This is a genomic window from Ruegeria sp. AI3, assembly GCF_056541245.1.
Map to the genome: position 1 here is coordinate 174,488 of NZ_JBQFYA010000001.1, position 23,175 is coordinate 197,662.

Here is a 23,175-nt window from a genome sequence, read left to right on the forward strand (position 1 = left end):
GCCCAGTCAAGAATAGTGGGGATATGATGCCGATATTTTGGCTTGTTCTGATCGTTTTGGCGATCGCTGTGCTCGGCTATGTTCTGGGACGGGCCCGCGCAATTCAAAGCGCAGGAGGCGAACCGCGAGACTTGCATTCGCTGCCAGCCTATTACGGCGCAAATGTTCTTTTGAAGACAATTGTCCCGGCTTTTGGCCTTCTCATTATCTGGCTGCTGGTTCAGCCGTTGTATGTGAATTCCAAGGTCTCGGGCATGATCCCCGATACATCAGTCAAAGAGGGTTCCTCTCTAAGTTTGGTCATGGCCGAGGTGCGTCGCACGGCTAGCGGACTTCAAGCCGCTGTGTCGCAGGGGAATATGACCGAAGCAGACGCTAGTGACCCCCAAGCCGATCTGACCGAAGTGACTCAGAATCTGAAAGATGCGGGTCAGGTGGTTACATCCGATATCACCCAACCGGTGCTGAACGCGGCACAGAGCCATCGCGCATTAAATGCAACCGGATATGGAATCATGACCGTCGTGGTTCTGGTGGTGGCGCTGATTGGCGCCGGGGCAGGCTGGATGCAAACCAAGGCGGACTATCGCGCCCGCAACGTTGTTGAGCAGGGTGTGCGCTTTTTGCTCCTAGCGGCGGCCTCGATTGCTATTCTGACCACCGTTGGCATTGTTCTGTCACTGGTTTTCAATACGTGGGAGTTTTTCAAGCTTTACCCCGCGCCAGAGTTCTTTTTTGGCCTGACCTGGTCGCCCAGCTTTTCGGGCCGGGGCGGGTTGTCGGAACTTGGGATCATCCCGCTGCTTTGGGGCACGCTCTATATCTCTATCGTTGCTCTGCTGGTGGCTGTGCCAATTGGGCTGTTTGCCGCGATTTACCTCAGCGAATATGCATCGCCCGCCGTGCGGTCTGTTGCCAAGCCGTTGCTGGAAGTTCTGGCGGGCATTCCAACCATTGTATACGGCTTGTTCGCCCTGCTGACCGTCGGTCCTCTTTTGTTGGACGTCTTTGGTGATAATGGATTGGGCTGGATGAAGGCTGGTACCGCCGTGATGACAGCCGGTCTGGTGATGGGCATCATGCTGATCCCCTTTGTGTCTTCGCTATCCGACGACATCATCAACGCCGTGCCACAAGCGATGCGTGACGGGTCCTATGGCCTGGGCGCTACGCAGTCCGAAACCATCCGCCAGGTGGTTCTGCCAGCCGCGCTACCGGGCATCGTCGGTGCGATCCTGCTGGCAGCCTCACGTGCTATTGGTGAAACCATGATCGTGGTTTTGGGGGCAGGGGCGGCCGCGCGGCTTAGCCTCAACCCGTTTGAGGCGATGACAACCGTCACTGCAAAAATCGTAAGCCAACTGACCGGCGACGCAGACTTTGCCTCTCCAGAAGCGCTGGTTGCCTTCGCGCTTGGCATGACACTGTTCGTTGTCACGCTGGGCCTGAACGTCTTTGCCCTTTACATCGTGCGCAAGTACCGGGAGCAGTACGAATGACCGACGCAAGCATGCAAACCCCAGAAACGGGTCGCCAAGCTGTTTCCCTGACTGCGTATGATGCGCGGACCCGCAAACGCGCCAAGGCAGAAAAACGCTTCCGTGCCTATGGTATCGTTGCCATCGCGACCGGGCTATTCTTCCTGATCGTCCTGTTCGCATCGATCCTGTCCGAGGGTATTCCGGCCTTCACCCGGACTGTTGTCAGCGTAGAGTTCACCCTAACCCAGCAAGAGCAGGAAGAGGCCGAAGGCACGCTGTTCAAAACCAAAGCCTATTCGGACCTGTTCATTGCTGCTCTGAACAAGGAGCTTGATGAAAGCGGTCTCCAAGTCGATTTCGACGAAGCGGCAATTGAGCGTCTGCTGGGTAAAGTTGGCGGAACCATCCGGACCTTCTATGCAGACAACCCGGACAAACTAGGCGAACCTATCGAGTTTGATCTAGCAGCCTCAAGCCGCGTCGATGGATACTTTAAGGGCCGGGTGTCGCGTGACACCATACAGGATAGTCGCTTCCTCCAGAAAAGCGATCTGGATCTGGTCGATGCACTTAAGGAAGCTGGAATCATCAAACAGGTCTTCAACTGGCCGTTCATCACCGGGGCAGACTCGGGCGTGGACAACCCTGGCGGCGCCGGCATTGGTGCTTCGGTTGTTGGATCGTTCTTCATGATGCTGGTGGTTCTGGCGCTTTCGCTGCCAATTGGCGTAGCCGCGTCGATCTATCTGGAAGAATTCGCGCCGCAAAACAGGTTCACCGATCTCATTGAGGTGAATATCTCGAACCTGGCTGCGGTTCCTTCGATCGTGTTTGGTATCCTTGGTCTGGCTGTCTTCATTCAGTTCATGCACTTGCCGCAATCGGCCCCGCTGGTCGGTGGTCTGGTGCTGACCTTGATGACCTTGCCGACGATCATCATCTCGACCCGGGCGTCGCTGAAAGCAGTTCCGCCATCGATCCGTGATGCCGCACTTGGGGTAGGGGCTTCCAAAATGCAGGCCGTTTTCCACCACGTTCTGCCGCTGGCCGCACCCGGTATCCTGACCGGCACAATCATTGGTCTGGCGCAGGCGCTGGGGGAAACCGCACCGCTTTTGCTGATCGGGATGGTGGGCTTTGTTGCCCGTGGCTACCCAGATGGATTCCTTGCCGGGTTCACCGAACCAAACTCAGCTATGCCCGCCCAAATCTACACTTGGGCTGCGCGCGCAGACGTTGGTTTCTACGAAAAAGCTTGGGGCGGGATCATCATCCTTTTGATTTTCCTGCTGACAATGAACATCATCGCAATCATTCTGCGCCGCCGCTTTGAACGCCGCTGGTAAGAAGGGCAGACCCATGAACGACATGTCACGAGTGGAGAGACAAGTGGATACCAATGAAATCAAGCTGGAGTGCCGGGACTGCCAAGTCTTTTACGGTGACACTCACGCCATCAAAGATGTGAATGTCGATATCGAAGACAAGACTGTCACAGCCTTCATCGGTCCGTCGGGCTGCGGTAAATCCACGTTCCTGCGCTGTTTGAACCGGATGAACGACACAATTGATGTTGCGCGGGTTGAAGGCAGCTTTAAACTGGACGGCGAAGACATCTACGACAAACGCGTTGATCCGGTTCAGCTGCGCGCCAAGGTCGGGATGGTGTTCCAGAAACCCAACCCGTTCCCGAAGTCGATCTATGACAATGTGGCCTATGGCCCGCGAATCCACGGTCTTGCCAAGAACAAAGCGGAACTGGATGAGATCGTCGAGAAATCCTTGCGTCGCGGTGCGATCTGGGAAGAGGTCAAGGATCGTCTGGACGCTCCGGGCACCGGCTTGTCTGGCGGTCAGCAGCAGCGCTTGTGCATTGCACGCGCCGTGGCGACAGAACCGGAGGTTCTGCTGATGGACGAGCCTTGCTCGGCACTGGACCCGATTGCGACTGCCCAGGTCGAAGAGTTGATTGACGAACTTCGTGCTCAGTATTCGGTGGTCATCGTGACCCACTCAATGCAGCAGGCCGCGCGTGTCAGCCAGAAAACAGCCTTTTTCCACTTAGGTAACCTCGTCGAGTTCGGCGAAACAGGACAGATTTTCACCAACCCGGTGGACCCGCGCACCGAAAGCTACATCACTGGCCGGATCGGCTGAGCACAGGTATTCCGACATGAACGATTCAGAACAACATATTGCCTCTGTCTTCGACCGCGATCTCGAAGCGATCCAGGCACATATCATGAAGATGGGCGGTCTGGTCGAAGCCGCGATCATGGGTGCCGCCCGCTCGCTAGAGACGCGGGACGAGGAACTGGCACAGCAGGTGCGTCAGGGCGACAAAGCCATCGACGCGCTCGAGGACATCATCAACGAAGAAACCGCCCGCCTGATCGCCCTGCGCGCACCCACGGCAAGCGACCTGCGGTTGGTGCTGTCGGTACTGAAGGTCTCGGCCAACCTGGAACGGATTGGCGACTATTCCAAGAATATCGCCAAGCGGACCACGGTGCTTGTGAACTCGGGCGAGATCAACGGCAGTGCCTCGGCGCTGCGCCGGATGGCGCGCGAGGTTGAGGTCATGCTGCGCGACGCTTTGGACGCCTATATTCAACGGGATGCCGAACTGGCCGCCGATGTCATCGACCGCGATGAAGAGGTGGACCAGATGTATAACGGATTGTTCCGCGAATTCCTGACCTTCATGGCCGAGGATCCGCGCAGCATTTCGTCCTGCATGCACCTGCATTTCATCGCAAAGAACATCGAGCGCATGGGCGACCACGTGACCGCGATTGCCGAACAGGTTGTGTATCTGGTCACCGGCGAGCGCCCGACCGAGTCGCGCCCCAAGGCCGACACAACGTCGCAAACCGTCTAGGAGACGCCTCCCATGTCTGCAGATCAACCAACGGTTCTGGTGGTCGAAGATGAGCTCGCCCAGCGTGAAGTGCTGGCCTACAACCTCGAGGCCGAAGGCTTTCGCGTCTCGAAAGCCGCCAGCGGTGACGAGGCGCTGTTGTTGGTAGACGAGGACAGCCCAGACATCATCGTTCTGGACTGGATGATGCCCAATCTCAGCGGGATCGAGGTCTGCCGACGCCTGAAAACACGGCCAGACACCCGCTCTATTCCGATCATTATGCTCTCGGCGCGGTCGGAAGAGGTCGACAAGGTGCGTGGCCTTGAGACCGGTGCAGATGACTATGTGGTCAAGCCGTACTCAGTCGTGGAACTCATGGCTCGCGTGCGCACCCAATTGCGCCGCGTACGCCCAGCCACGGTGGGTATTCGTCTGGAATTCGACGATATCATACTGGATTCCGAAACTCACAAGGTCAGCCGTGGCAGTCATTCGCTGAAACTGGGTCCGACCGAATTCCGCCTTCTCAGCACCTTCATGGAAAAACCCGGCCGGGTCTGGAGCCGTGAGCAATTGCTGGACCGGGTCTGGGGCCGCGACATCTATGTCGACACCCGTACGGTCGATGTGCATATCGGCCGTTTGCGCAAGGCGCTGACCCAGCATGGCGGGAATGATCCGGTGCGGACCGTGCGCGGGGCAGGGTACGCCTTGGGATAGAAAGGGAAGGGGGTGCGTATCCCCCTACCTATGACATTTACTCATAATCGGGTGTCAAACTCTTGCTGTTTTTCCTCGAAGTGCCACGTTACTGTGCAGCAACTTCAGACAGACCGGAGACACCCGATGAACGCCCCTGCCACCAAACCGACTTTGCGCGCAAAAGATGCGCCGGATCTGGGTAAGTTTGCCTGGGACGATCCGTTCCGCCTGTCCGACCAGTTGTCAGAAGACGAGCGCATGATCGCCGACAGCGCACGCGCGTACGCGCAGGAAAAGCTGCAGCCGCGCGTCACCGCCGCGTTTCAGAACGAAGAAACCGACCCCGAGATTTTCCGCGAAATGGGCGAGATGGGCCTTCTGGGCACCACGATCCCAGAAGAATATGGCGGTCTCGGCAGCGGCTACGTTTCCTACGGCCTGGTCGCGCGCGAAGTTGAGCGCGTGGACTCGGGCTATCGTTCAATGATGTCGGTGCAAAGCTCGCTGGTGATGTACCCGATCTATGCCTACGGTTCCGAAGAACAACGCCGCAAATACCTGCCGAAACTTGCTTTGGGCGAATGGATCGGCTGTTTCGGCCTGACCGAGGCGGATGCTGGGTCTGATCCCGCGGGCATGAAAACACGGGCCGAAAAGATCGACGGCGGATACCGCCTGACTGGCACCAAGATGTGGATCTCGAACGCGCCAATTGCGGATGTCTTCGTGGTCTGGGCCAAGTCAGACGCGCACGACGGAAAGATCCGAGGCTTCGTTCTGGACAAGGGTCAGCCCGGGCTGTCTGCGCCGAAGATCGAAAACAAACTCAGCCTGCGGGCCTCGATCACCGGAGAAATCGTGCTGGATGGCGTTGAGGTAGGCGAGGGCGCTTTGCTACCTCACGTGCAAGGTCTGAAAGGCCCGTTCGGCTGTCTGAACCGCGCGCGGTATGGGATCAGCTGGGGCGTGATGGGTGCAGCCGAACATTGCTGGCATGCAGCGCTGCAATATGGCCTAGACCGTAAGCAGTTCAACAAACCGCTGGCGCAAACGCAGCTATACCAACGCAAACTGGCCGACATGCAGACCGAAATCGCTTTGGCTCTGCAAGCAAGCCTGCGCGTCGGTCGCCTGATGGATCAGGCCGAAGCGGCGCCCGAGATGGTCTCAATCGTCAAACGCAACAACTGCGGCAAAGCGCTGGACATCGCGCGCATGGCCCGTGACATGCACGGCGGCAACGGTATCTCGCTGGAGTTCCAGGTTATCCGCCACATGGTCAATCTGGAGACTGTGAACACCTATGAGGGCACTCATGACGTTCACGCTCTTATCCTTGGGCGTGCGCAAACTGGGCTGCAGGCATTTTTCTAGGTCTTAAAGGCGGTTAGGTATAGGGTTTGATCTAGGGCGACACTAATCTGTAATACGTGTAATTGGTATTATGGTAAATATTATGACCGCTAATCAAACCCAACCACAGAGGAAAACGATTTGGAACTCAGCGGAAAGACAGTTGTCATAACCGGCGCAGCTGGCGGTATAGGCAAAGGTCTAGCTAAAAGGTTCTCTGCAGATGGCGCAACCGTTGTCTGTTCCGACATCGACGGAGCAACTGCGCAAGCCTTGGCGGACGAAATCGGCGGGCACGCATTTCCGTGTGACGTCTCCAGCGAAGCGCAGATCAAAGCCCTGATCGAGTATGTAGAGGACGAGATCGTTCCGATCGACCTGTTTTGCGCCAATGCTGGAATTCTGACGCTCGGCGGCTTAGATGTACCAGACGAAGACTGGAACCGCATTTGGGACATCAACGTGATGTCTCATGTCTGGTTGGCGCGTCACCTTGTTCCACGGTTCGTCGAGCGCGGCAGTGGCTACATCATCATCACGGCGTCGGCTGCCGGGCTTTTGAACCAACCCGGCGCGGCGCCGTATGGCGTCACCAAACACGCGGCCATCGGTTTTGCAGAATGGTTGGCGTTGACCTACGGCCATAAAGGTTTGAAGGTTTCGGCACTATGCCCACAAGCCGTCAGATCCGAGATGACACGCGGTCATGAAACCTCGGTCGCGGCAATTGACGGCATGCTCGAGCCGGAGGATGTCGCACAGGCCTGTGTGGACGGTATTCTAGCCGAGCAATTCCTGATCCTGCCGCATCCCGAAGTCCTTCAATACATGCGTCACAAAACGGCCGACTATGACCGATGGCTGATCGGCATGAACAAGTTAAATCAACAGTTTATAGGCGACACTTAAGAGCGCCCATTTGGTCGCCGCATCAATCCTTCTTGCGCAACTGACGCCACCAGAACTCCATCCTCGGAATAGATGGAGCCGCGATTGAAAGACCGCCCCTGCCCCGTCCACGGTGATTCCATCACATAGAGATGCCAGTTTTCAAAACGCACCGGCGCATGAAACCACAGCGCGTGATCCAAGCTCGCTGCGTTTACCTGACCTGTGAACCAGCTCAGTCCATGGGGCCGCATGCCGGAGCTCATCAGGCTCATGTCTGAGGCATAGGCCAGTATCAGGTGTTGCGTACGCGGGTCGGTTGACGCCGCTCCGGGCATTCTGAACCAGATCTTGTTCTGATCGTCGGAAATTTCAGGTCGAAATGGGTCCAGATGATCCACTTCGCGCACTTCGATTGGCCGCTCACGCAACAGCTCTTTCTTCATCTTTTCAGGAACTTGGTCCACATACTTGTGGCGTAGTTCGCTGCGCGATGGATGGGTTTCTGGGCTCTCAGAAGACGGCATCGGATGCTGATGAGACCACCCCTCGTCCTCAACATGAAAGGATGCAGACATATTCAGGATTTGCTTACCATGCTGAATCGCAACAACGCGCCGCGTGGTGAAAGACCCGCCGTCCCTGGCACGATCCACTTGATAAACAACGGGAATACTGGGATCACCCGGACGGATGAAATAAGCATGCAAGGAATGGCAGAGCCTGTCATCAACCGTTCTGTAAGCCGCTGCCAGTGCCTGCGCGATGACCTGGCCACCGAAAATACGTGTCGGTGTCTCGCCGCCAGACCCAGTGCCGCGGAACAGGTCAACCTCAAGCCGCTCGATATTCAGAAGGTCCAGGAGAATGCGCTCAGCTTCGGTCATGGGTTGCTCGATCTTGTTCATTTGGGGGATGAGGTACCAACACCCGCAACATCAATCAATCACCGCACCCAAAACCAGAGCCTTGAGTTCGGCGCGTGACGGGTAAGAGCTGGACGGCGACAATTGAGTGAAGAACACAGCCGTCAAATCCAAGGACCGGTCGATCCAGAAATAGGTCGAGGCCATACCACCCCAACTGAAATCCCCGACAGACCCAGGTACTCCAGTTTGACCCGGATTTAGCACGACAGAGCCGCCCAATCCGAACCCCATACCCACCATCGGTTGTTCCGCAAAACTATTGGGGCCCATTGAGGCAATATCGCCGGGTAAGTGATTGATCATCATGAAATCTACCGTTTTAGGACCCAATAGCCGTTCGCCACCGGCCTGACCTCGGTTCCGCAGCATTTCAGCAAACCGGCTATAGTCATCGATCGTTCCGACCAAGCCGCCGCCGCCCGAGAACGTGGTGGTGGCTTCGAATGGCGAAGATCCCGCTTGATCCACCAGCCTGAGCGTATCCTCGGACTGTTCGGCCGAGTTAAGATCCATCGCGTCACCGGCCAGAGGCGTATAGAGCGACGCAAATCTATCACCCGCATCTTTCGGGACCACAAAACCGGTCTCTTGCATACCGAGCGGCTCAAAGATCTCCTGCTGGAAGAACCGGTCCAACGTCTTTCCCGAGACGACTTCGACAACGCGACCTAGGACGTCGGTGCTGACCGAATACTCCCACCGACTGCCCGGTTGAAACGCCAGAGGCAGCTCGGCGAGATCACTTACTCTATCCTTCAGAAGCCCTTGATTGGGCTTGAAGATCATATCCCGCTCGTCCATCGCCGATGGCAGGAGGCCGTGATTGAATGGGTAGCTGAACCCGCTCGTATGGGTCAGAAGCTGATGAAGAGTCGGCGGCGGCGCGGCTTCGGTCTGATCCAACCGCTCGGCATTGGGAACCAACGCTTGAGGCGCGGCAAATTCGGGCAGATATTCGGACAAGGGTGCGCCAAGGTGAATCAACCCACGCTCGACCAGCATCATCACCGCAACTGAGGTGATCGGTTTGGTCATCGAGTAGATACGGACCAGCGTGTCACGCTCAAAAGGCAGTTCGGATTCGATATTGCGCCGGCCGCAGGCGTGGAAGAAGACCTCCTGCCCTTTGTGTTTTAGAAGAACTGAGCTGCCGGGATATTTTCGTTGATCTACATAGCGTTGCATCCACGGGCGAACGCGATCCAACCTGTCTTGATCCAACGTAACCGGCATTCCAAAGTTCCCTCTGCCCTAGGCATCCAAAGCCGACAAACCATGCTGCGCAAAGAGCGGCACGTAGTCACCGAACAGTTTCGCCCGGCCCGGGTCCGATGCGTTGCCGTCCAGCGCGCGTTTGTAGACACCCTGCAGAATGGCGGCCATGCGAAAGAAGTTAAAGGCAAGATAGAACCCAAAATCCTTGATTTCCGCCAGCCCGCGCCGGGCGCAATATTGCTCGATATAGTCTCTATCACTGGGCAATCCGAGGGTTTTGCGGTCAATCCCGGCCAGCCCCCGCCCTTCCGGACCCGGAGGCAACTGCCACTGCATGATTACCGCGGCAAGGTCGGCGTAAGGGTGGCCGATCGTCGACAACTCCCAATCCAGCACGCCTATACACCGGGTGCCGTTGCGTTCAAACATCAAGTTGTCGATCCGATAATCGCCATGCACAAGAGTGCGCTGACCATCGTCTTCGGGCAAGGCCTCCTCCAACCCTGTGATCAGCGCATCCATTTGAGCAATCTTGTTTGTCTCGGAGGCGCGGAACTGCTTCGTCCAGCGCGCGATCTGACGTTCGAAGTAGTTGCCGCTCGGGCCATAGTCGGCGAGGCCGACCGCTTCGATATCGACGGAATGCAAAGCGGCCAGCACCCGGTTCATTTCATCCATGACGGCGGTTCGCGCCTCGTTGCTTTCACCGGTCAGGGTTGGTTCCAGGAAGACACGACCCTCTAGGTGTTCCATCACGTAGAAAGCGGACCCTATGACTGAGGTATCTTCGCATAAAAGAAACATCTCGGGCACCGGGACGTCACTGCCTGCAAGCGCCTGTTGCACGCGAAACTCACGCTCCACTGCATGCGCGGATTTCAGAATCTTTCCCAAAGGCTTACGACGCAAAACGTAAGTGCGATCCGGTGTCTCTAGTGCGAAAGTCGGGTTGGATTGCCCGACATCGAACTTGTGGGCCTTCAGGGGGCCGCGATACCCTCGGAGGTTTGCGGCAAGATAGATGTCAACGGCGTCCAGATCCAATGGGCTTTTCGTATTCATCGTCAAAACGCTTCGGCAAAGATGTTGCCCGCTGTAACTACGTTGATGCCTCCGGACACAGGGATGACGGCTCCGGTCACATAGCTGCCCCCTCGCCCACACAGAAACAGCATGCAGCCCGCAATGTCATCGTCACGCCCAACTCGACCCAGAGGAACCGATTTGCCGACCTTCTCGCGCGTCGTCTCATCCGCAGTTGCAAAAGCGGTCATGCGCGAGACAAACGGGCCGGGTGCCAGAGCGTTGACGGTGACGTGGTACGGTGACAATTCCTTGGCCAGGATTTTGGTCAGATGCAGAACAGCCGCTTTGGATGCTGAATAACTGTAGGCCCCGTCGCCCATGGGAACCTCACCCATGACCGAGCCGACATTGACCACCCGCGCCGGGTCTTCGGCGGTGCCGGATTTCATAAGCAAGGGCAACAGTTTCTGCGTCAGCTCAAACACACCCGCGACGTTGACGGACATCACTTTGTCCCACGCGTCATGAGGGAATTGACCTAAAGGCGCACCCCAGGATACACCCGAATTATTCATCAAGATATCAAGGCGTTCCGTCCGTTTGTTGATCTCGGCGACGGCTTCGTCGATTCCGTCTTTGCTGCCCAGATCCCCGGCAAACCCCTCGGCACTGCCGGTGGCATCCAACGCGTTCAGCTCCGCCGCGACGGCTTCGCAGGCGTCACCTTTGCGGGAGGCGATCAGTACATGCGCTCCGGCCCGAACAAGCGCTTCGGCGGCCATGCGGCCAATTCCGGTGGCACCGCCCGTGACCAGCGCCACCTTTCCATCCAAAGAAAACAGGGTTTCCGGGGTCATGCCGCACTCCTCGCTTGTCGTAGGGGAAAGGGGGTGCGCCGTTGACAGCGCGCGATCCCGCCCCAAAATTCTATCTGCAAGAATAACAGGAACAATGAGGGCAACATGCAAGCATTACTCAGCGTCGCAGCGGGTGGACCGGAGACTCTGGAACTGACCACCCTGCCCGATCCGACCCCGAGCCGCGGAGAGATACTGGTTGGAATAAAAGCCGGCGGGGTGAACTTTCCCGATACGCTGATGATCCGCGACCTCTATCAGATGAAGCCACCGCGGCCCTTTGCCCCTGGCGGCGAAATCGCAGGTGAGGTGCTTGCGCTTGGCGACGGTGTCAAAGGGTTCGAGATCGGAGATCGCGTTCTGGCGCTGACCGGTCATGGCGGCTTTGCCACGCATCTTGCGACAAAAGCCAAGGACGTAATCAAGTTTCCTGACACCATGCCCTTTGATGAGGCGGCGTGTTTTATCTTCACCTATGGCACCTCCTACCATGCCTTGAAGGATAGAGCAGCCCTCCAACCAGGTGAGACGTTGTTGGTGCTTGGGGCTGCGGGTGGTGTCGGATCGGCGGCGATCGAGTTGGGCAAAGCCATGGGCGCGCGAGTCATCGCTGCGGTTTCCACGCCAGACAAAGCTGAATTCTGCCGCTCAATCGGTGCGGATGAGACAATCCTGTACCCCAAAGACCCGGACAAAGACGCCCAGAAAGCCTTCTCGAAGGAGATCAAGGCGTTAGCGGGTGCTGAAGGTGTCGATGTCATCTATGACGCGGTGGGCGGAGCCTATGCGGAACCCGCGTTGCGCAGCATCGCGTGGAAGGGTCGATATCTGGTTGTCGGGTTTCCAGCAGGAATCCCCAGTGTGCCACTCAATCTCGCGCTGCTGAAAGGATGCCAGATCGTCGGCGTCTTCTGGGGGGCCTCCGTCTTTCGCGAACCTGACACTCATGCCGAAAACCTAAGTGAATTGTTTAACTTATACGCCGCAGGTAAAGTCAAACCCCGCATCACAGCGCGCTTTCCCTTATCCGAGGGCGCGGCGGCAATCGAGCTGCTTTCTCAGCGCTTCGTTCTCGGAAAGGTTGTGGTCACAATGGACGATACCTAACTGGAGCGGGTTGCATCAAAGGCATCTTTGTCAGCCCACTCGCCTCATTGGAGCATTGTCCGGTAGACATCCCCACCAAATGCCGTTTAAGAAACGAATATGGGGACGGAGATTTATGAATAAAATTCTTGTGTTGAATGGCCCGAACCTCAATCTTTTGGGCACCCGACAGCCTGAGGTTTACGGCAGCACCACCTTGAAAATGGTGGAGGAACAATGCGTTGCTCATGGCACGTCTATCGGGCTTGAGGTTTCGACATTTCAGTCCAATCACGAAGGTGCGCTGATAGACGCCATCCATCAGGCCCGTGGCACGCAGAACGGTTTGGTTGTGAACGCAGGCGCCTATACCCATACGTCGATTGCCCTGATGGATGCGATTGCCTCGGTGGAACTGCCCTTGGTCGAGGTTCACTTGTCGAACATCCACGCGCGGGAAAGCTTCCGCCACAAGTCCTACATCGCGTCGGTTGCCCTTGGGCAGATCTGCGGTTTTGGTGCACAGAGCTATGTTTTGGCACTTGATGCCTTGGCGGCTCATTTGAAATCAGGGGACGTTGCATGAAGTTGAAGGAATATCTTCGCTTTGTGAGCTATGCCAGAACCCTGGAAGAGCTTTGGGATGCCCATTGCCGACAGATGGCCATATACGGTTTTGACCGGCTAATTTATGGCTACACTCAATATCGTACTGCCACGTCCTTGGGTGACCCTGAGGATTTTGTAATCCTCAGCAATCATCGGCGTGAATATGTTGACGGTTTCCTCGGGGACAGCAGGTATTCCAACGCTCCGATGCTGCAATGGGCTCTGAACAATGATGGTGCGGCAAGCTGGGGATTGATTCAGGATTTGGCCTCGAACGGAGAACTCACGCCCGAGCAGCAGAAGGTTGTGGATTTCAACAAGTCGCACAACGTGCTTGCTGGATATACTGTCAGCTTCAACTCAGTCTCCGTGCGGTCCAAGGGTGCGATCTCGCTATCGGCCGAAGAAAACCGCAACCAGGACGAGATTGACGACATGTGGGAAGAGCATGGCGAGGATATTCTTCTAATGAACAACATCGCTCATCTCAAGATCCTGACGCTTCCCTACACACCTCCGAATCGTTCGCTCACCAAACGCCAGCGAGAGGCGCTGCAATGGGTCGGTGATGGCAAAACGACTCAGGATATAGCCCTGCTGATGGGGCTGACGGCGGCGACAGTAGAAAAACACCTGAGGCTGGCACGCGAATCGCTTTCGGTCGAGACGACGGCCCAGGCCGTTCTGAAAGCCGCCCTACACAACCAGATGTATGTTATGGAAGCCTGACCACAAGAGATTGACGCCAAACCGCGTCAATTTACCTTAGGTAAGGAAATCATGACTTCCCATCTTCACGGGAAAATTGCAGATTGATACCGTTCCGTGAGTGGTGGCTTTAGCCAAGGAACATTCGATTGGATCTTTGCAATACCAGAGCTCTCCAATCACTCTGACTTTTGGAGCGCCTATTCGTCCGCGTACCGACGTCGGAATTTTGGAGGGTCCCGACCATCCCCATCATGCGGGGCCCTCCATTCACCTTCTGCTTGAACAGACAAACCCATCTCTGGCACAAAAAAACCGGCCACGTTCGACGTGACCGGTTCTGAATGTAGTCAGGCCCCGCAACCGGAGCCTAGAGCAAAGGCTTAGCCTTGTGCCGCTTTAGCAACTTCTGCAGCGAAGTCTTCTTTTTCGACCACGATGCCTTCGCCAACTTCCAGACGGATGAAGCCGGTGATGGTTGCGCCTGCTTCTTTGGCCGCTGCTTCAACGGTCAGGTCAGGGTTAACAACGAAGGACTGGTTCAACAAAGTCGATTCAGCCACGAATTTCTTCATGCGGCCTTCGATCATCTTCTCGATCACCTGCTCCGGCTTGCCGGACTCGCGGGCGATGTCCATCTGAACCTGCTTTTCTTTCTCGACAACAGCCGGATCCATGTCGGCCTCGGACAGAGCTGCCGGGTTCACAGCCGCGATGTGCATCGCAACCTGCTTGCCGATTGCTTCGTCGCCACCGGTCAGAGCAACCAGAACGCCGATTTTGCCCATACCGTTGGTGGCTGCGTTGTGAACGTAAGACACAACGGTGTCGCCCGACAGTTTCGACATGCGGCGCACCGACATGTTCTCGCCGATGGTGGCGATCTTGTCGGTGATGGTGTCTGCAACGGACTTTCCGCCCAGATCAGCAGCCAGCAGAGCTTCGACATTGTCGACGCCTTCAGCAGCGTAGGTGATCTTGCCGACCATTTCCTGGAACTCAGCGTTCTTCGCAACGAAGTCGGTTTCCGAGTTCACCTCGACAGCAACACCGTTGCCACCGTTGACGTGAACAGCAACCAGACCTTCTGCTGCGGTACGGCCCGATTTCTTGGCCGCTTTGGCCAGGCCTTTGGTGCGCAGCCAGTCAACGGCCTCGTCCATGTTGCCGCCGGTTTCGGTCAGGGCTTTTTTCGCGTCCATCATGCCTGCGCCGGTTGCGTCGCGCAGTTCTTTAACCATTGCTGCTGTGATTGCCATCTTTTGGCTCTCCTCAATTCAAACGGAATTGGGGCAGGTCATACCCTGCCCCATGTGTCAATTACGTGACGGGCAGCTTACGCTTCGGCCGGAGCTTCGGCGGCTTCTTCTGCAACGACTTCTTCAACCGGTGCTTCTTCGAAGGCACCCAGGTCAACGCCAGCAGCACCCATCTGAGCGGTCATACCGTCCAGAGCGGCACGAGCGGCCAGGTCACAGTACAGCGAGATCGCGCGGGCTGCGTCGTCGTTGCCGGGGATGATGTAGTCAACGCCGTCGGGCGAGCAGTTGGTGTCGACAACAGCCACAACCGGGATACCCAGCTTGTTGGCTTCTGCGATGGCCAGTGCTTCTTTTTTGACGTCGATGACGAACAGCAGATCAGGAACGCCGCCCATTTCACGGATACCGCCCAGCGAAGCCTGCAGCTTCTGCTGGTCACGCTCCATGCCCAGACGCTCTTTCTTGGTCAGGCCTTCCGCGCCCGCTTCCATTGCTTCGTCGATCTGGTTCAGACGGTTGATCGACTGGGAAACGGTTTTCCAGTTGGTCAGAGTGCCGCCCAGCCAGCGGTGATTCATGTAGTACTGAGCCGACTTTTCAGCCGCTTCAGCGATCGGGCCAGCGGCCTGACGCTTGGTACCAACGAACAAAACGCGACCACCTTTTGCAACGGTGTCACGAACAGCCTGCAGAGCCTGATCCAGCATCGGAACAGTCTGGGTCAGGTCCATGATGTGGATGCCATTGCGCGAGCCGTAGATGAACGGGCCCATGCGGGGGTTCCAACGCTGTGTCTGGTGACCAAAGTGAACGCCAGCTTCCAGCAGCTGACGCATGGAGAACTCGGGAAGAGCCATGCTATTTTCCTTTTCCGGTTTACGCCTTGGCGGGGGTGAAAGAAGCGGATGCTCCAACCGGCGGTCTTGATAAGGATGTCTCCCTCAAAAAGCCCAAACCCCGCCTGCGGGTTTGAATGGCGCGCGTATACGGCAGGTTTGGATGCAGCGCAAGGGCCAATCGCCCTTATTTTTCAAGCCGCGCCAAGCTGTGCGCGTGACGGACAGCCTCTTCGCAATGCGCAGCCAGCGCTTTGCGGTTTTCAAAGTCACTGACCTTGGCTGGCGCATGATAAATCAGCTCGACCGCCCCTTGCCTGCGCGCGCCGAGCGTCTTCAGCAAATGCGGGCCGAACTCCATGTCGCCCCACCAACCGTAGAACCGGTCCGGTTCACCCACAGGTGCGTGAAACACCACCGAGACCGGCTGAACGTACATGAAATCTCGCAACTCATCTGCGAAGAACGCGGCAAAGAGCGTTGTTTTAAATGGCAAAACCCTGAGGCCATCGGTCGAGGTTCCCTCCGGGAAAAACAGCAACTTATGCCCCGCTTTCAGGCGAGTTTCGAACACAAGCGTTTGTTCTTTGGCCTTCTTCCGGTCGCGCTCGATGAAGACCGTTCCGGTTGCACGCGCCAACCAACCAATACCTGGCCATTTCGCCACCTCGGCCTTGGATACGAAATACACCCGTTTGCGGGCGTTCAGCGCAAAGATATCCAACCAAGAGGTGTGGTTGGCCACCACTGCACCACGCTCAGCCATCAGATCTCCGGACGTTCGGAAACCTATGCCCAGAATGCGAAAGGCGTTGCGGCAAACAAATTGAGTGATGAACGGAGTTATTGGTCGGCGAATACCGAATAAGGGGAGTTCGATCAGGCGTATTGCCAGCAAGATGATCAAGCCACCAAAGACCACCAGCGCCAAAGGTACACCACGCAAGAAAACCAATACCCACCCCAGAACACCAAGGTGAACTGCATCGGGCGCGTCGTCACTGTTCCAAAGCGGATCACTCACGGGCTTAGGCTCCGCCATAGATGCGCTTTTGCCGCTCGTTCATGCGCGCGGTATCTAGGATCAGACAAACATCGGTGGTGTTAAAGCTATGGTCGACAAAGGCCCCCTCGCCCACGAAACCGCCCAAACGCAGATAGGCTTTGATCAGCGCAGGCACCTGCACCATGGCCACCCGGCGGTCGAGGTCTTCGGGTGCCACAAGGTTCATGGATTGAAACACATCTGGCTGCGCGCGCACCCGCAGATCTTCGGGCGCCAGGTGGTTGTGATGCAGCATCGACAAGGGCTGGGCGAGCGCTGTGACATCGGTGCCGTGAAAGCTGGCAACACCGAACAAAACCTCGATCTCACGCTCGTTGACATAGGCCGCCAAACCGTTCCACAGGTGATACATGGCCGTGCCGCCGCGATAGTCCGGATGCAGGCAAGACCGGCCAAGCTCCAGTAGCTTGCGACCGCTTTGCTTCAGAACGGTCAGATCATACTCATCTTCGGAGTAAAACTGGCCCAACTCTGCTGCACGTTCGCCCGGTAACAGCCTGTAAACGCCGACAGTTTCCCCAGTTTGATCATCTATCGCCAACATGTGATCGAAATACGGATCGAACTTGTCCTGCTCCAGTCCTGCATCGTGATCGACCATTTCTCCACCACCACCTAACTCGCGTACAAACACGTCGTACCGCAGGCGCTGCGCGGCGCGCAGGTCCTGTTCGGTTTCAGCGAGTCGGATGGTGAAAGAAGGGCCTGAATCCGGCATGTCGTTCCTTGAAGTTGCCTCCGGCTGATACCGCAGCTGTTCCCCCAAAGGCAATACGGGTCCCATCCGATGACTGGCGTTAACCTTTCCTAAACCAGTTTCACGGATCAAAGACCGGCATCAAGGCGATACGCGTTCCGTCGATTACCACTTTCCCCTGCTCGCGGAAGTTCACGGTAATCTTGCCCCCGATATTGGACTGCACCTGTCCAACGCCCCAATCGGGGAAATCGGGGTGGCGGACGAACATGCCCGGTGCAAGTATGGCATTGAGGTCTGTCATGGGGGCTCCGGTCCGGTGGCAGATACAGAAGGAGGTACGCATGGGCGCCACAGACGTCAACCTGGCCGAGCTGATTGGCTCGCGCATCTGTCATGATCTGATCAGCCCGATCGGGGCCATCACCAACGGGCTTGAGCTGTTGGATATGGTTGGCGCGGTACAAGGCCCCGAGATGGAGCTGATCTCGGGCAGTGTCGGCAGTGCCGGCGCGCGCATTCGGTTTTTCCGAGTGGCCTTTGGCTCGGCCAGTGACCAGCCATTGGGGCGCAGCGAGGTTGCCGAGTTGCAGAAAGACGTGGAGCGCGCGGGTCGTGTGCGGGTCAACTGGAACCTGACAGAGGCTGTGCCACGCAATCAGATCAAACTGGCCTTCCTGGCCCTGATGTGCTGCGAGAGCGCGATGCCGTTTGGTGGGCAGGTCGATATCTCTGCCTCTGACACCGGTTGGCAAGTGACTGGGGCAGCCGACAAACTGAACATTGACAATGACTTGTGGAAGAATGCTGCCACGGGCAACTTCGCCAACAAACTCACCCCAGCGCAGGTTCAGTTTGCCTTGCTGTCGGAAACAGCCGCAGCAATGGGGCGGCGGGTTGCAGTCGAAACCGGCACAACCCGCGTCAACCTGAGGTTCTAGGCGCGGGTCGTTCCGTTCCCGCGCACCAGATATTGAAAGCTGGTCAACTGCGCTGCACCGACAGGACCACGTGCATGCATTTTGCCCGTGGCAATGCCGATCTCAGCGCCCATTCCGAACTCACCGCCATCCGCAAACTGGGTTGACGCGTTGTGCATCAGGATCGCGCTGTCCAGTCGTTCAAAGAAACGGGCAGCAGCCGCGTCATCCTCGGTCATGATGCAATCTGTGTGGTTCGAGCCATAATGCTGGATATGCGCAATGGCGGCGTCAATGTCGGCAACAGGTTTTGCGGCAATGATGCAGTCCAGAAACTCTTTGCCCCAATCCTCAGAGGTGGCTTGGGTGGTTCCATCGACGGCCAGAGCACCTTCGGCATGAACCTCGACCCCGGCGGCCATGAGCGCGGCAACCACGTCGCGCCCGAGGGTTTCGGCCACGTCCTGATGGATCAACAGACACTCTGCCGCGCCGCAAATACCGGTACGGCGGGTTTTGGCGTTCAGCACCACATCCAAGGTCTTTTGCGGGTCGGCGGCCTTGTCGATGTAGATGTGCACGATACCCTCAAGATGGGCGAAGACCGGCACGCGCGCCTCACGCTGAACCAGTCCGACCAGTCCTTTACCGCCACGCGGAACGATAACGTCGACATAGTCGGTCATGGTCAGCAATTCCTGCACCGCCGCGCGGTCACGGGTCGGCACAAGTTGAATAGAATCCTCAGGCAGGCTCGCGGCCTTCAAACCCTCGACCAGACAGGCGTGAATGGCGGTGGAGGAGTGAAAACTCTCGGACCCGCCGCGCAGGATCACGGCATTGCCGGATTTTAGGCACAACGCCCCCGCATCAGCGGTCACGTTGGGACGGCTTTCGTAAATCACCCCAATGACACCCAACGGCGTGCGCACGCGCTGGATATTCAGGCCCGAGGGCATGTCCCACTCGGTCATCACCTCGCCCACCGGATCGGTCTGATCAGCCACTGTGCGCAGGCCATCAACCATGCCCTGAATGCGGTCCTCATTTAGCATCAGACGGTCCATCATGGCAGGGCTCAGGCCCTTTTCACGCCCGAACTCCAGATCCTTCTTGTTGGCGTCGATAATCTGAGCGCGATTGGCCCAGACAGCTTCAGCCGCGGCGATCAGGGCTGCATGTTTACGCTCGGCCGAGGCAAAGGCCAGCTCGCGCGCGGAAGCTTTGGCGCGTTTACCCAGATCGGCCATCAGAGCGGGAATATTGTCGAGATCCTTCATAACCTTAGCCTTTCTGCGCCTTTATAGCGCCAAATCGTCCCTGTGAATCAGCGCTGCGCGACCAGGATAGCCCAGCGTTGCCTCAATCTCTGAGGATTTTCGCCCTTTGATTGCGTCCGCCTCTTGCGCGGTATAGCGGCTGATGCCCTGTGCCAGCCGACGCTCTTGCAGGTCAAGAATGGCAACCGGATCGCCCCGGCCGAAATCACCGGTCACTTCGACGATACCCGCAGGCAAGAGACTTTTGCCATTCGAAAGCGCCTTTGCGGCGCCGTCGTCGATCGTGATCTCTCCGCGCGGCTTCATCGCTGAGATCCAGCGCTTGCGCGCCGCATGCGGATCAAGCGTTGCCGTGAACCACGTGCTGTTCGCGCCATTCTCAAGCGATTGTAATGGGTTGAGCGTCGATCCTTCGGTGATCGCCATATCGCAACCTGCAGCCGTCGCCATCTTGGCTGCCATCAGCTTGGTCTTCATACCGCCTTTGGAGAGGCCGGATCCAGCATCACCGGCCATCGCCTCAATCTCGGGCGTGATTTGGTCGATCGTGTCATAGCGCGCGGCCGAGGCGTCCTCGTTTGGATTGCCGGTATAAAACCCGTCCACATCCGACAGAAGGATCAGTTGGTCCGCACCAACGGTTACCGCGATCTGTGCTGCCAGCCGATCATTGTCGCCGTAGCGGATTTCATCCGTGGCGACTGTATCGTTTTCGTTGACGATGGGAACAACGCCAAGGCCCAAAAGCGTCTCAAGTGTCGCGCGTGAATTCAGATAGCGGCGACGATCCTCGCTATCCTCGAGCGTCACCAACACTTGGGCCGTGGTGATCTGGTGCGGGGTCAGCGCCTCTTCATAGGCACGCGCGAGACGGATTTGTCCTACAGCCGCCGCAGCCTGTGACTGCTCCAGAGCCAAAGCCGCCGCAGGTAAGCCCAAAACACCGCGCCCCAAAGCGATTGAGCCAGAAGACACCAGAATCACATCCGTGCCCTGCCCTTTGAGCCAGGCCACGTCCTGAGCCAGTGATTTCAACCAATCTGAGCGCAGCTGTCCCGTGTTCCGATCCACCAGCAAGGCGGACCCGATCTTGACCACCAGCCGACGGGCTGCGGTCAGGGTTGCCACGGCGCGGCCTCCTCGGCAGGTTTCTGACGCAGGCGGTTTTCGTCGATCTGTGCACGGAGCGCGCGCAGCACTTCGGTCACGCCCAGATGCGCGACACCTGACATCGTCATGACGGGGCCGCCAACGGCCTCTTCCAGCTCGACCTTGGCCAAATCTCGTTCTTCATCATCCAGCGCGTCGACCTTGTTCAGCACCGTGATGCGAGGTTTCTCGGCCAGTTCACCGCCATAAGCCTCAAGCTCATGGATGATGGTGCGGTAGTCATCCGCCACGGTTTCCGAGGTGCCATCGACCAGATGCAGCAACACGGCGCAGCGTTCAACGTGACCGAGGAACCGGTCGCCGATCCCGCGCCCTTCATGAGCGCCTTCGATCAGGCCCGGAATGTCGGCCACCACAAATTCCACATTGTCTACACCGACCACGCCCAGATTGGGGTGCAGAGTGGTAAACGGATAGTCGGCGATTTTAGGCCGCGCGTTCGAAGTTGCGGCCAGAAAGGTCGATTTGCCGGCATTGGGCATGCCTAACAGGCCAACATCCGCGATCAGTTTCAGCCGCAACCAAATGGTGCGATCAATACCCGCCTGCCCCGGATTGGCCCGACGCGGCGCCTGGTTGGTTGCGGATTTGAAGTGGAGATTGCCAAAACCGCCATTGCCGCCTTTGGCCAGCAGAACCCGCTGCCCAACCTCGGTCAGGTCGCAAATCACGGTCTCTTCGTCCTCATCGAGGATCTCGGTCCCGACGGGAACGCGCAGGATGATGTCGTCACCATCCTTACCGGTGCGTTGCTGACCCCGGCCCGGTTGTCCGTTCTTGGCAAAGAAATGCTGCTGATAGCGGAAGTCGATCAGGGTGTTCAGCCCGTCCACGACCTCGGCCCAGACGGACCCGCCTTTGCCGCCATCCCCGCCATCAGGGCCGCCGTATTCAATGTACTTTTCGCGTCGGAAGCTGACGCAGCCGCCACCTCCGGCCCCGGACCGGATGTAGACCTTTGCTAGATCGAGAAATTTCATGGTCTGTCCCCTACTGCAAAGGCCCCACCGGCCACAAGTCAGAGTTTCTTTGTATAGGTCCAGGTGGGCACATTCGCGTCGCGCGCCACCGAATAGCTTTCCGCATCGCCCAGATACTGGAACCCGCAGTGGGTCAGTACCCGCGCTGAGGCCGGATTGTCCTGAAACACGCTGGCGAACATATTGGCGTTCTCAAGCGGGTTGGCACCGACCAGGGCCTCAACGGCCATCGAGGCAATGCCCGTATTCCAATAGACAGGAGCAACCCAATAGCCAACCTCGGACTGGTTGCGATCAAGCCGCTGCAGAGAGATCAGGCCGATCAGCTCGGGCCCGCCGTCCTTGGTGGCGTCCATCGCCCAGACGTCCTCATCCCGGTCTTCCGCCATCGAGCGCGTCACGAAGGCCTCGATCGAGCCCGGCGGCAACGGGTGTGGGATTGACGTGGTCATGCGCGCCACTCGCTCATCACCTGCGTAATGTTCGATAAGCCCCATGTCCGACCGACGCAGAGGGCGCAGATCGAACCGCTCGGTTTCGATGACCGGCTGATTTATGATTGCTTCAAGTTTCATGAGTGCGTTCCTCCTCCGAACAACACAAAAAGTACGGACGCAACAGTCAGACTGGCGAGCGTCCACATCAGATATTTTTCCGCAGGCCGACCTTCAACCACATGGGCGATCCGGTCCCCTGCAAATGTCCAGATCGGGTGCAAAACGATCTGGCAGAACAACAAACAAAGAGCGATCGTGAGCGTCGCCTCAAAACTGGACGTCCCCGCCGCAACAAACCCCGTGAACCCTGCAATGATCATCGCCCAGGCCTTGGGGTTAAGCGGATGCACGATGAGCCCGGACACAAAGCCCGGTGCTTTCCCGTCCGCCGTTGCCCGAGACAGCCTTAGATTGGCGATCTTCCATGCCAGCCAGCAAATATAGGCAGCAGAGGCGTATTTCAGCACCTCAAACGCCAGCGGAGCCTGATCGGCAACCTGCATCAGACCAAAGCCCATAGGCCAGATGATCAACTGCTTGCCCAAAACGACCCCGGCCACAAAGGGCAATGCGGCGCGAAAACCATAGCGCGCACCTGTTCCCATCAGGACCATGTTGGCCGGTCCCGGCGTGCCAACCTGTGAGGCGGCAAAGATGAGAAAGCTAGTGGTTGCGACGGGCATTGTTGTTCTAGATCACGACTGCGTTAAAACGAAAAAGGGACCGGCATTTTCTGCCGGTCCCCCATGA

25 protein-coding genes are annotated in these 23,175 nt (G+C 57.5%); 11 read left to right on the forward strand and 14 right to left on the reverse strand.

Annotation, left to right across the window (positions count from 1 at the left end; translation table 11 throughout):
• The first annotated feature begins 26 nt into the window (after window positions 1-26).
• The 7 genes from pstC (at window position 27) to ACRZ95_RS00895 (ending at window position 7,308) form a co-directional block, all read left to right on the forward strand.
• Complete coding sequence (pstC, locus tag ACRZ95_RS00865) at window positions 27-1,499, forward strand: phosphate ABC transporter permease subunit PstC (protein ID WP_170676148.1); 1,473 nt, start codon at window positions 27-29, stop codon at window positions 1,497-1,499.
• Complete coding sequence (gene pstA, locus ACRZ95_RS00870) at window positions 1,496-2,827, forward strand: phosphate ABC transporter permease PstA (RefSeq protein ID WP_170676050.1); 1,332 nt, start codon at window positions 1,496-1,498, stop codon at window positions 2,825-2,827. The genes pstC and pstA overlap by 4 nt, the downstream gene beginning before the upstream one ends.
• A 13-nt stretch (window positions 2,828-2,840) precedes the next feature.
• Window positions 2,841-3,638 carry a phosphate ABC transporter ATP-binding protein PstB gene (gene pstB, locus ACRZ95_RS00875; protein WP_170373719.1) on the forward strand — a complete coding sequence of 266 codons (798 nt, stop codon included), beginning with the start codon at window positions 2,841-2,843 and terminating at the stop codon, window positions 3,636-3,638.
• Window positions 3,639-3,654: 16 nt separating this feature from the next.
• Window positions 3,655-4,362: a phosphate signaling complex protein PhoU gene (phoU, locus tag ACRZ95_RS00880; protein ID WP_170373720.1), complete on the forward strand. Its 708-nt coding sequence runs from the start codon at window positions 3,655-3,657 to the stop codon at window positions 4,360-4,362.
• A 12-nt stretch (window positions 4,363-4,374) separates the two neighbouring features.
• Window positions 4,375-5,064 (forward strand): phosphate regulon transcriptional regulator PhoB, encoded by a 690-nt coding sequence (gene phoB / locus ACRZ95_RS00885; protein ID WP_170373721.1) that lies wholly within the window; start codon window positions 4,375-4,377, stop codon window positions 5,062-5,064.
• 126 nt (window positions 5,065-5,190) lie between these two features.
• Window positions 5,191-6,420, forward strand: coding sequence for an acyl-CoA dehydrogenase (locus ACRZ95_RS00890; protein ID WP_170676051.1), 1,230 nt, complete (start codon window positions 5,191-5,193; stop codon window positions 6,418-6,420).
• A 120-nt stretch (window positions 6,421-6,540) separates the two neighbouring features.
• Window positions 6,541-7,308, forward strand: a complete 768-nt coding sequence (locus tag ACRZ95_RS00895; RefSeq protein WP_170659557.1) for an SDR family oxidoreductase — start codon at window positions 6,541-6,543, stop codon at window positions 7,306-7,308.
• On the opposite strand, the gene ACRZ95_RS00900 is transcribed toward ACRZ95_RS00895, so the two are convergent.
• Genes ACRZ95_RS00900 through ACRZ95_RS00915 form a run of 4 tightly spaced genes read right to left on the reverse strand, consistent with a single transcriptional unit; the run spans window position 7,305 to window position 11,314 of the window.
• The gene (locus tag ACRZ95_RS00900) at window positions 7,305-8,174 is read right to left on the reverse strand and encodes an acyl-CoA thioesterase (protein WP_170638831.1); all 870 of its coding nucleotides are present in this window, start codon (window positions 8,172-8,174) and stop codon (window positions 7,305-7,307) included. The two genes, ACRZ95_RS00895 and ACRZ95_RS00900, sit on opposite strands and share 4 nt — an antisense overlap.
• A gap of 51 nt (window positions 8,175-8,225) precedes the next feature.
• Entirely contained in the window at window positions 8,226-9,449 is a 1,224-nt protein-coding gene (locus ACRZ95_RS00905; protein WP_480554386.1) for a serine hydrolase domain-containing protein, read from the reverse strand.
• 18 nt (window positions 9,450-9,467) lie between these two features.
• Window positions 9,468-10,493, reverse strand: a complete 1,026-nt coding sequence (locus tag ACRZ95_RS00910) for a phosphotransferase family protein (RefSeq protein ID WP_170676053.1) — start codon at window positions 10,491-10,493, stop codon at window positions 9,468-9,470.
• Between the two features lie 2 nt (window positions 10,494-10,495).
• Window positions 10,496-11,314 (reverse strand): SDR family NAD(P)-dependent oxidoreductase, encoded by an 819-nt coding sequence (locus ACRZ95_RS00915; protein WP_170676054.1) that lies wholly within the window; start codon window positions 11,312-11,314, stop codon window positions 10,496-10,498.
• Window positions 11,315-11,419: 105 nt separating this feature from the next.
• Between ACRZ95_RS00915 and ACRZ95_RS00920 the strand changes: the two genes are divergently transcribed.
• The 3 genes from ACRZ95_RS00920 (at window position 11,420) to ACRZ95_RS00930 (ending at window position 13,738) form a co-directional block, all read left to right on the forward strand.
• Window positions 11,420-12,421, forward strand: a complete 1,002-nt coding sequence (locus ACRZ95_RS00920; protein ID WP_170676055.1) for an NADPH:quinone oxidoreductase family protein — start codon at window positions 11,420-11,422, stop codon at window positions 12,419-12,421.
• Between the two features lie 115 nt (window positions 12,422-12,536).
• A complete protein-coding gene (aroQ, locus tag ACRZ95_RS00925) occupies window positions 12,537-12,986 on the forward strand; it encodes a type II 3-dehydroquinate dehydratase (RefSeq protein WP_170676056.1) in 450 nt (149 codons plus the stop codon).
• Window positions 12,983-13,738: a LuxR family transcriptional regulator gene (locus ACRZ95_RS00930; protein WP_170373729.1), complete on the forward strand. Its 756-nt coding sequence runs from the start codon at window positions 12,983-12,985 to the stop codon at window positions 13,736-13,738. The genes aroQ and ACRZ95_RS00930 overlap by 4 nt, the downstream gene beginning before the upstream one ends.
• A gap of 362 nt (window positions 13,739-14,100) precedes the next feature.
• On the opposite strand, the gene tsf is transcribed toward ACRZ95_RS00930, so the two are convergent.
• The 5 genes from tsf to ACRZ95_RS00955 form a co-directional block, all read right to left on the reverse strand.
• Window positions 14,101-14,976: a translation elongation factor Ts gene (tsf, locus tag ACRZ95_RS00935; protein ID WP_170373730.1), complete on the reverse strand. Its 876-nt coding sequence runs from the start codon at window positions 14,974-14,976 to the stop codon at window positions 14,101-14,103.
• A gap of 77 nt (window positions 14,977-15,053) precedes the next feature.
• Entirely contained in the window at window positions 15,054-15,836 is a 783-nt protein-coding gene (gene rpsB, locus ACRZ95_RS00940) for a 30S ribosomal protein S2 (RefSeq protein WP_170466928.1), read from the reverse strand.
• A gap of 166 nt (window positions 15,837-16,002) precedes the next feature.
• Window positions 16,003-16,857: a lyso-ornithine lipid O-acyltransferase gene (gene olsA / locus ACRZ95_RS00945; RefSeq protein ID WP_170676057.1), complete on the reverse strand. Its 855-nt coding sequence runs from the start codon at window positions 16,855-16,857 to the stop codon at window positions 16,003-16,005.
• Window positions 16,844-17,599: an L-ornithine N(alpha)-acyltransferase gene (olsB, locus tag ACRZ95_RS00950; protein WP_170676058.1), complete on the reverse strand. Its 756-nt coding sequence runs from the start codon at window positions 17,597-17,599 to the stop codon at window positions 16,844-16,846. The genes olsA and olsB overlap by 14 nt, the downstream gene beginning before the upstream one ends.
• Window positions 17,600-17,699: 100 nt before the next feature.
• A complete protein-coding gene (locus tag ACRZ95_RS00955; protein ID WP_170393080.1) occupies window positions 17,700-17,882 on the reverse strand; it encodes a DUF3553 domain-containing protein in 183 nt (60 codons plus the stop codon).
• A 40-nt stretch (window positions 17,883-17,922) separates the two neighbouring features.
• Here ACRZ95_RS00955 and ACRZ95_RS00960 point away from each other — a divergent pair, with 40 nt between their 5' ends.
• Window positions 17,923-18,519: a histidine phosphotransferase family protein gene (locus ACRZ95_RS00960; protein ID WP_170676059.1), complete on the forward strand. Its 597-nt coding sequence runs from the start codon at window positions 17,923-17,925 to the stop codon at window positions 18,517-18,519.
• Here ACRZ95_RS00960 and ACRZ95_RS00965 read toward each other — a convergent pair.
• The 5 genes from ACRZ95_RS00965 to ACRZ95_RS00985 are packed head-to-tail and all read right to left on the reverse strand — an operon-like array spanning window position 18,516 to window position 23,108.
• Entirely contained in the window at window positions 18,516-19,778 is a 1,263-nt protein-coding gene (locus ACRZ95_RS00965; protein ID WP_170676060.1) for a glutamate-5-semialdehyde dehydrogenase, read from the reverse strand. The genes ACRZ95_RS00960 and ACRZ95_RS00965 overlap by 4 nt on opposite strands.
• A gap of 21 nt (window positions 19,779-19,799) precedes the next feature.
• Window positions 19,800-20,906 carry a glutamate 5-kinase gene (proB, locus tag ACRZ95_RS00970; RefSeq protein WP_170676061.1) on the reverse strand — a complete coding sequence of 369 codons (1,107 nt, stop codon included), beginning with the start codon at window positions 20,904-20,906 and terminating at the stop codon, window positions 19,800-19,802.
• On the reverse strand, window positions 20,894-21,928 hold the full coding sequence (gene obgE, locus ACRZ95_RS00975) for a GTPase ObgE (RefSeq protein ID WP_170676062.1): 1,035 nt from the start codon (window positions 21,926-21,928) through the stop codon (window positions 20,894-20,896). The genes proB and obgE overlap by 13 nt, the downstream gene beginning before the upstream one ends.
• A 38-nt stretch (window positions 21,929-21,966) precedes the next feature.
• The gene (locus ACRZ95_RS00980) at window positions 21,967-22,503 is read right to left on the reverse strand and encodes a GNAT family N-acetyltransferase (protein WP_170458229.1); all 537 of its coding nucleotides are present in this window, start codon (window positions 22,501-22,503) and stop codon (window positions 21,967-21,969) included.
• Window positions 22,500-23,108, reverse strand: a complete 609-nt coding sequence (locus tag ACRZ95_RS00985) for a LysE family translocator (RefSeq protein ID WP_170676063.1) — start codon at window positions 23,106-23,108, stop codon at window positions 22,500-22,502. The genes ACRZ95_RS00980 and ACRZ95_RS00985 overlap by 4 nt, the downstream gene beginning before the upstream one ends.
• Window positions 23,109-23,175 lie beyond the last annotated feature (67 nt).

Coding starts and splice junctions, on each gene's coding strand:
- rpsB (WP_170466928.1), bottom strand. CDS start 15,836: ATGGCTCTTCCCGAGTTCTCCATGCGTCAGCTGCTGGAAGCTGGCGTT.
- ACRZ95_RS00920 (WP_170676055.1), top strand. CDS start 11,420: ATGCAAGCATTACTCAGCGTCGCAGCGGGTGGACCGGAGACTCTGGAA.
- ACRZ95_RS00900 (WP_170638831.1), bottom strand. CDS start 8,174: ATGACCGAAGCTGAGCGCATTCTCCTGGACCTTCTGAATATCGAGCGG.
- ACRZ95_RS00915 (WP_170676054.1), bottom strand. CDS start 11,314: ATGACCCCGGAAACCCTGTTTTCTTTGGATGGAAAGGTGGCGCTGGTC.
- tsf (WP_170373730.1), bottom strand. CDS start 14,976: ATGGCAATCACAGCAGCAATGGTTAAAGAACTGCGCGACGCAACCGGC.
- phoB (WP_170373721.1), top strand. CDS start 4,375: ATGTCTGCAGATCAACCAACGGTTCTGGTGGTCGAAGATGAGCTCGCC.
- pstB (WP_170373719.1), top strand. CDS start 2,841: ATGAACGACATGTCACGAGTGGAGAGACAAGTGGATACCAATGAAATC.
- ACRZ95_RS00930 (WP_170373729.1), top strand. CDS start 12,983: ATGAAGTTGAAGGAATATCTTCGCTTTGTGAGCTATGCCAGAACCCTG.
- pstA (WP_170676050.1), top strand. CDS start 1,496: ATGACCGACGCAAGCATGCAAACCCCAGAAACGGGTCGCCAAGCTGTT.
- obgE (WP_170676062.1), bottom strand. CDS start 21,928: ATGAAATTTCTCGATCTAGCAAAGGTCTACATCCGGTCCGGGGCCGGA.
- ACRZ95_RS00960 (WP_170676059.1), top strand. CDS start 17,923: ATGGGCGCCACAGACGTCAACCTGGCCGAGCTGATTGGCTCGCGCATC.
- olsB (WP_170676058.1), bottom strand. CDS start 17,599: ATGCCGGATTCAGGCCCTTCTTTCACCATCCGACTCGCTGAAACCGAA.
- ACRZ95_RS00980 (WP_170458229.1), bottom strand. CDS start 22,503: ATGAAACTTGAAGCAATCATAAATCAGCCGGTCATCGAAACCGAGCGG.
- ACRZ95_RS00965 (WP_170676060.1), bottom strand. CDS start 19,778: ATGAAGGATCTCGACAATATTCCCGCTCTGATGGCCGATCTGGGTAAA.
- ACRZ95_RS00890 (WP_170676051.1), top strand. CDS start 5,191: ATGAACGCCCCTGCCACCAAACCGACTTTGCGCGCAAAAGATGCGCCG.
- ACRZ95_RS00910 (WP_170676053.1), bottom strand. CDS start 10,493: ATGAATACGAAAAGCCCATTGGATCTGGACGCCGTTGACATCTATCTT.
- ACRZ95_RS00905 (WP_480554386.1), bottom strand. CDS start 9,449: ATGCCGGTTACGTTGGATCAAGACAGGTTGGATCGCGTTCGCCCGTGG.
- ACRZ95_RS00985 (WP_170676063.1), bottom strand. CDS start 23,108: ATGCCCGTCGCAACCACTAGCTTTCTCATCTTTGCCGCCTCACAGGTT.
- ACRZ95_RS00955 (WP_170393080.1), bottom strand. CDS start 17,882: ATGACAGACCTCAATGCCATACTTGCACCGGGCATGTTCGTCCGCCAC.
- aroQ (WP_170676056.1), top strand. CDS start 12,537: ATGAATAAAATTCTTGTGTTGAATGGCCCGAACCTCAATCTTTTGGGC.
- olsA (WP_170676057.1), bottom strand. CDS start 16,857: ATGGCGGAGCCTAAGCCCGTGAGTGATCCGCTTTGGAACAGTGACGAC.
- pstC (WP_170676148.1), top strand. CDS start 27: ATGCCGATATTTTGGCTTGTTCTGATCGTTTTGGCGATCGCTGTGCTC.
- phoU (WP_170373720.1), top strand. CDS start 3,655: ATGAACGATTCAGAACAACATATTGCCTCTGTCTTCGACCGCGATCTC.